Below are 5,958 nucleotides of genomic sequence, written 5' to 3'. Positions count from 1 at the left end.
TCTGGTTCAGTTCCTTCGGAGCATCCCGGAATGACCGCGTTAGTCCGCGAACTTTGGCGCACGCTTCTCGATATTCGCCCGCACCGATTCCAGCTGGTTCGGACTACCGATCAGCTTCTGCTGCTCGACCGACTCCGCCAGCAGCGCCGGGCCGGGATCGACGGAAAGATTGTTCAGCATCCGCTTGGCGGCGCGGATCGCGTCCGGATTTTTGCCGGCGATCTCGCGCGCCGTCTCCAGCGCGGCCGCGCGCGGATCGGCGCAGATGCGGGTGACCAGACCGTAAGCCTGCCCCTCCTCCGGCGAGAACACCCGGCCGGTATAGGTCAGCTCACGCAGGATGTCGTCGCGCATCAGGGTCGCCAGAATCGGCGTGCCGGCCATGTCGGGCACGAGACCCCATTTGATCTCCATGATCGACATTTTGGTATCCGGCGCGACGTAGCGCATGTCGGCGCCGAGCGCGAGCTGGAAGCCGCCGCCATACGCGACGCCATGCACCGCAGCAATCACCGGCACCGGCAGCTGCCGCCAGCCCCAGACCGCCTGCTGGGCGAAATTCGCCTTCCCGTGGGTGCGAACGGTGAGATCGCGCTTCTCGCCGCCAGCGATACCATTGCCGCCGGACTCCTTCATCGCCGCGAAGCGCCCCATGTCGAGCCCGGCGCAGAAGGCGCGGCCCTCGCCGGACAGCACCACCGCGCGCAGCCCCTTCTCGGTCGACAGCCGTTCGGTGGCCGCCACCAGCGCCGCGAACATGTCCTGATCGAGCGCATTCATCTTGTCGGCGCGGACCAGGCGGACATCGGCGACGCCGTCCTTGATCTCGATCGCGATGCGGTTGTCCATCGGGCGGTCTCCTCACGATTGTCTTTGTGACTTTACATGGGGCTGTCGGAGCGATTTAGTCAATCGACCAATTAACTCACAAAATGTCAGGCGGAAACTTCCATGTTCAAGGACAATCTCCTCAAGGGTCGACGCATCCTGGTGACCGGCGGCGGCACCGGCCTCGGCAAGGCGATGGCCGCCCGCTTCCTCCAGCTCGGCGCCGAAGTGCATATTTGCGGACGACGGAAAATCGTCTGCGACGAGACCGCGACCGAGCTGATGGACCTCTATGGCGGCCGCGTCACCAGCCACGGCGTCGACATCCGGAATGCCATGGCGGTCGAAGAGATGATCGAGGCGATCTTCCGGGAAGGCGGCCTCACCGATCTCATCAACAACGCCGCCGGCAATTTCATTTCCCGTACCGAGGAATTGAGCCCGCGCGGCTTCGATGCGGTCGCCAACATCGTGATGCACGGCACGTTCTACGTGACGCATGCCGTCGGCAAGCGCTGGATCGCGGCCAAGCAGCCGGGCAACGTCGTGTCGATCACGGTGACCTGGGTGCGCAACGGCTCGCCCTATGTCGTGCCGTCGGCGATGAGCAAGTCGGCGATCCACGCCATGACGATGTCGCTCGCCACCGAATGGGGCCGCTACGGCATCCGCCTCAACACCATCGCGCCCGGCGAAATCCCGACGGAGGGCATGAGCAAGCGCATCAAGCCCGGCGATGAGGCCGGCGCACGGACCAAGGCGATGAACCCGATGGGCCGCGTCGGCACCATGGAGGAGTTGCAGAACCTCGCCGTCTTCCTGATTTCCGGCGGCTGCAACTGGATCAACGGCGAGACCATCGCGATGGACGGCGCCCAGGCGCTGGCGATGGGCGGCAACTTCTATCAGCTGCGCGACTGGAGCGACGACGACTGGACCAAGGCCAAGGAGTCGATCAAGGCGCAGAACGAGAAGGACCGCGCGACGCGGTCGAGCTGACGGCGCTACCGTGCTGTTGATCGGCGGCGCGCGCCCGATAGACTGATCGAACGATGCTCGCTCCGAGGCAACCCGGGGCGAGAACGACAAAACACAGACCGAAGAACACGGCACAATCGGAGGGGAAACATGTCCGTCACGACGGCAGCGTCGACGCTTGTCGACGTCGTGCGCAAGCAGGCACAGGCACTCGGCTCCGCCACCGCCTATGAGTTCGAGGGGCGCATCACCAGCTTCGCCGAATTCGACCGCAAGACCAATCAGGTCGCGAACGCGCTGAAGGCGCTCGGCATCAAGCCGGGTGAGCGGATCGCCTATTTCGGCAAGAACAGCGACGCCTATTTCGAGCTGCTGGTCGGCGCCATGAAGGCCAACGTCGTGATGGCGCCGGTGAACTGGCGGCTCGCCGGCCCCGAGGTCGCCTTCATCGTCGAGGACTGCAAGGCACCTGCCCTGTTCGTCGGACCGGAGTTCATCGCAATGATCCGGCAGATCCGCGACCAGCTCCCGAGCGTGCGCCACATCATCACCACCGAGGGCGGCGCGCCGGAGTGGCAGGATTATACGGCCTGGCGCGACGCACAGAGCGCCGACGATCCAGGCGTGACGATCACGCCGAAGGACATCGCGCTGCAGCTCTACACCTCCGGCACGACCGGCAAGCCGAAGGGCGCAATGCTGTCGCACGCCAACTTCCTCAACCTCGTCAACACCGGCAATCCCGAGGACAAGCCTGACTGGAACAAATGGTCGACCGACGACGTGTCGCTGATCGCGATGCCGATCTTCCACATCGGCGGCTCCGGCTGGGGCCTGATGAGCCTCTATCACGGCGCCCGCGGCGTCATCGCGCGCGAGTTCGATCCGACCAAGATTCTCGACTTCTTCGAGCAGTCCGGCATCACCAAGCTGTTCATGGTCCCCGCCGCGATGCAGTTCGTGGTGCGTCAGCCGCGGGCGCGGCAGGTCGACTTCTCCCGGCTCAAATACATGCTGTACGGTGCCTCGCCGATTCCGGCTGCGCTGTTGAAGGAGTGCATCGACGTCTTCAAATGCGGCTTCGTGCAGATGTATGGGATGACCGAGACCACGGGCACCATCATTGCGCTGCCGCCGGAGGACCACGTCGAGGGCCTGGAGCGGATGCGTTCGGCCGGCAAGCCGCTGCCCGGCGTCGAGGTCGCGATCATCGACCCGCTCGGCAATCCCCTGCCGCCGCGCGAGGTCGGCGAGATCGCGACGCGGTCCGGCTCGAACATGGCCGGCTATTGGAATCTGCCGGAAGCGACTGCACGCACGCTCGGCAAGGACGGCTGGCTGCGCACCGGTGACGCGGGCTACATGGACGAGGACGGCTACGTCTACATCCACGACCGCATCAAGGACATGATCATCTCCGGTGGCGAGAACATCTATCCGGCCGAGGTCGAGAGCGCGATCTGCGATCATCCTGACGTGGCCGAAGCTGCCGTGATCGGCATTCCCGACGACAAATGGGGCGAGGCTGTCAAGGCGATCGTGGTGATGAAGCCGGGCAGGCAGGCGACCGCGACCGACATCATCAACTTCACCCGCACCCGCATTGCCGGCTTCAAGACGCCGAAGAGCGTCGACTTCCTCGAGGCCCTGCCGCGCAATCCGTCCGGCAAGATCCTGCGGCGGAACCTGCGCGACCCGTATTGGACGGGAAAGGATCGACAGGTGAATTGATGGTGCGGACCTTCGCGGTGATGCATCCTGGATCGCTTCGCCGGCGCTCGCGATGACGTGGAGAGAGCGCGCGCTCCCTCGAGACCGTCATTGCGAGGCGCCCTTGCGCCGAAGCAATCCAGGGGCCAAGCGACAGGTCCGGATTGCTGGCTGACGCTCACGACGGCTGTCTTCGAACGACAACCACCTCACCTCTTGTTCGCTCCCATATACCCGAACAGGAAGCCCGCGACCTTGCGCATCTGGATCTCCTCGCTGCCCTCGGTGATGCGGTAGCGGCGATGGTGGCGGTAGATGTGCTCGAACGGCTTGTGGCGCGAATAGCCCATCCCGCCATGCACCTGGATGGCGCGGTCGGCGGCCTCGCAGCACAGCCGGTTAGCCCAGTAGTTGCACATCGAGACCTTGTCGGAGAGCGTGTGCTCGACCTGCGCCTGGGTCAGCTGGTCCATCTCCCAGGCGGTCTTGCGGATCAAAAGCCGCAGCATCTCCGCCTGCGTCGCCAGCTCCACCAGCGGCCATTGAATGGCCTGGTTCTCGGCCAGCGCCTTGCCGAACGGCTTCCGCTCCCGCGCGTAGTTCACGCTCTCATTGATGCAGAACACTGCCGCGCCGAGCGAGCTCGCGGCCTGGCGGATGCGGTTCTCGTGCACGAAGCACTGCGCCAGCGACAGCCCGCGTCCGACCTCGCCGAAGACAGCATCCTCCGGCACGAACACGTCGGTGAAACTGACGCGGGGATGGTCGGTCGGCATGTTGAAGGTCCAGAGATATTCCTCGACCTTCACCCCGTCGGTCCTGGCCGGCACCAGGAAGCAGGTGATGCCGCGGGCATCGCCGTCATTGCCGGAGGTGCGCGCGAACAGCGCGCAATGGGTGGCGACGTGCATGCCCGTCGTCCACATCTTCTCGCCGTTGATCAGCCAGCCCTTGACGTTGTCGCGCGTCGCCGGCACGGCCTTCGTCTCCATGTGGGTCGCGTCAGAGCCGTGATGCGGCTCGGTCAGGCCGAAGGTGATGCGGTACTTGCCGGTGATCGAGCCGTCGATCATCGCCTTCTGGTCGTCGCGGCCGTAGCGGTCGAGCATAGTGACAATAGGCAAATTGCCGACGATGGAATGCTCGTTCTGCAGGTCGTTGTGCAGGCCGAGGCCCTTCGAGGCGAAGTGCTCGCGGATCACGGCCATCCAGAGGTTGGAGCCGTCCTTGCCGCCATAGCGCTTCGGGATCGCAAAGCGCAGGTGCCCGGCGGCGTCGGCGCGGTCCTTGGCCTTGCGCAGCAATTGCTCCCACTCATGCCGCGGCAGGCCGCCATTCTCGAAATCGGTGCGCGCCCATTCGCGGCGATGGTCGAAGAACCGGATGTTGTCGTCGGCCTCTTCAAGCGGCTTGATCTCGGCGGCGATGAAGCGGTCGAGTTCGTCGAGATAGGCAACCAATTCCTTGGGCAAGGAAAAATCCATGGCGTGTCTCCCTGTGCGTGTCGTTGTTATTCTTGATCTTGGTCGGGCCGGCCCTCCGCCGCGTGCTTGTGGCGCGCAGCGCGGTTGCGTATTTGGATGACCGCGCCCGTGGCGCAGGCGCTAAGCTCGCGCAACGTTGCCAATCAGAACCCAGGAGGAACGGTCGATGGAGCTGAAATTTTCGAAGGTCACGCGCAAGGGGCCGATCACGATCGTCACCCTGGCCCGCCCCGAAGTCTACAACGCGCTGCACACCGACGCGCACTACGAGCTCGAGGCCGTGTTCGATGGCTTCGCCGCCGATCCCGAGCAATGGGTCGCGATCGTCACCGGCGAGGGCGACAAGGCGTTCTGCGCCGGCAACGACCTGAAATGGCAGGCGGCCGGCGGCAAGCGCGGCTGGGGCCGAAGCGGCTTCGGCGGCCTCACGTCGCGCTTCGATTGCGACAAGCCGCTGATCGCGGCCGTCAATGGCGTCGCAATGGGCGGCGGCTTCGAGATCGCGCTGGCCTGCGACCTGATCATCGCCTCGGAGAATGCGACGTTCGCGCTGCCGGAGCCCCGCGTCGGGCTCGCAGCACTCGCCGGCGGGCTGCAGCGGCTGCCGCGCCAGATCGGCATGAAACGCGCGATGGGCATGATCCTGACCGGGCGTCACGTCGGCGCGCGCGAGGGCCACGAACTCGGCTTCGTCAACGAAGTGGTGCCGCAGGGCGAGGCGCTGGCGGCGGCCGAGCGCTGGGCCGAGACGATCGCCAAGAACTCGCCGATGTCGATCCGAGCCTCCAAGCAGGCGATCGAGAAGGGCCTCGCGGTGTCGCTGGAGCAAGCCATCACCGAACAGCGCGATTATCCGGCGGTGCAGGCGATGATCCATTCTCAGGACTACGTCGAAGGGCCGAAGGCGTTCTCGGAGAAGCGGCCGCCGAAGTGGCTGGGTCGGTGAGTTCTGCGTGAG

General features: G+C 65.1%; 5 protein-coding genes. 3 read left to right on the top strand and 2 right to left on the bottom strand.

Going from position 1 to position 5,958, the window contains the following annotated elements; all coding sequences use genetic code 11:
* Positions 1-39: 39 nt before the first annotated feature.
* Complete coding sequence (locus tag BRAS3809_RS10040; protein WP_008961973.1) at positions 40-849, bottom strand: crotonase/enoyl-CoA hydratase family protein; 810 nt, start codon at positions 847-849, stop codon at positions 40-42.
* A gap of 102 nt (positions 850-951) precedes the next feature.
* Here BRAS3809_RS10040 and BRAS3809_RS10035 point away from each other — a divergent pair, with 102 nt between their 5' ends.
* The gene (locus BRAS3809_RS10035) at positions 952-1,827 is read left to right on the top strand and encodes an SDR family oxidoreductase (protein WP_008961972.1); all 876 of its coding nucleotides are present in this window, start codon (positions 952-954) and stop codon (positions 1,825-1,827) included.
* Between the two features lie 129 nt (positions 1,828-1,956).
* Entirely contained in the window at positions 1,957-3,537 is a 1,581-nt protein-coding gene (locus BRAS3809_RS10030; RefSeq protein WP_008961971.1) for a fatty acid--CoA ligase, read from the top strand.
* 188 nt (positions 3,538-3,725) lie between these two features.
* Here BRAS3809_RS10030 and BRAS3809_RS10025 read toward each other — a convergent pair whose 3' ends face one another.
* Positions 3,726-5,000: an acyl-CoA dehydrogenase family protein gene (locus tag BRAS3809_RS10025; RefSeq protein WP_008961970.1), complete on the bottom strand. Its 1,275-nt coding sequence runs from the start codon at positions 4,998-5,000 to the stop codon at positions 3,726-3,728.
* 166 nt (positions 5,001-5,166) lie between these two features.
* Between BRAS3809_RS10025 and BRAS3809_RS10020 the strand changes: the two genes are divergently transcribed.
* On the top strand, positions 5,167-5,946 hold the full coding sequence (locus BRAS3809_RS10020) for an enoyl-CoA hydratase-related protein (protein WP_008961969.1): 780 nt from the start codon (positions 5,167-5,169) through the stop codon (positions 5,944-5,946).
* The last annotated feature ends 12 nt before the right edge of the window (positions 5,947-5,958 follow it).

The sequence above is a fragment of the Bradyrhizobium sp. STM 3809 genome, assembly GCF_000239795.1.
Lineage (GTDB): Bacteria > Pseudomonadota > Alphaproteobacteria > Rhizobiales > Xanthobacteraceae > Bradyrhizobium.
This window is presented reverse-complemented; position numbering and strand designations above follow the sequence as displayed.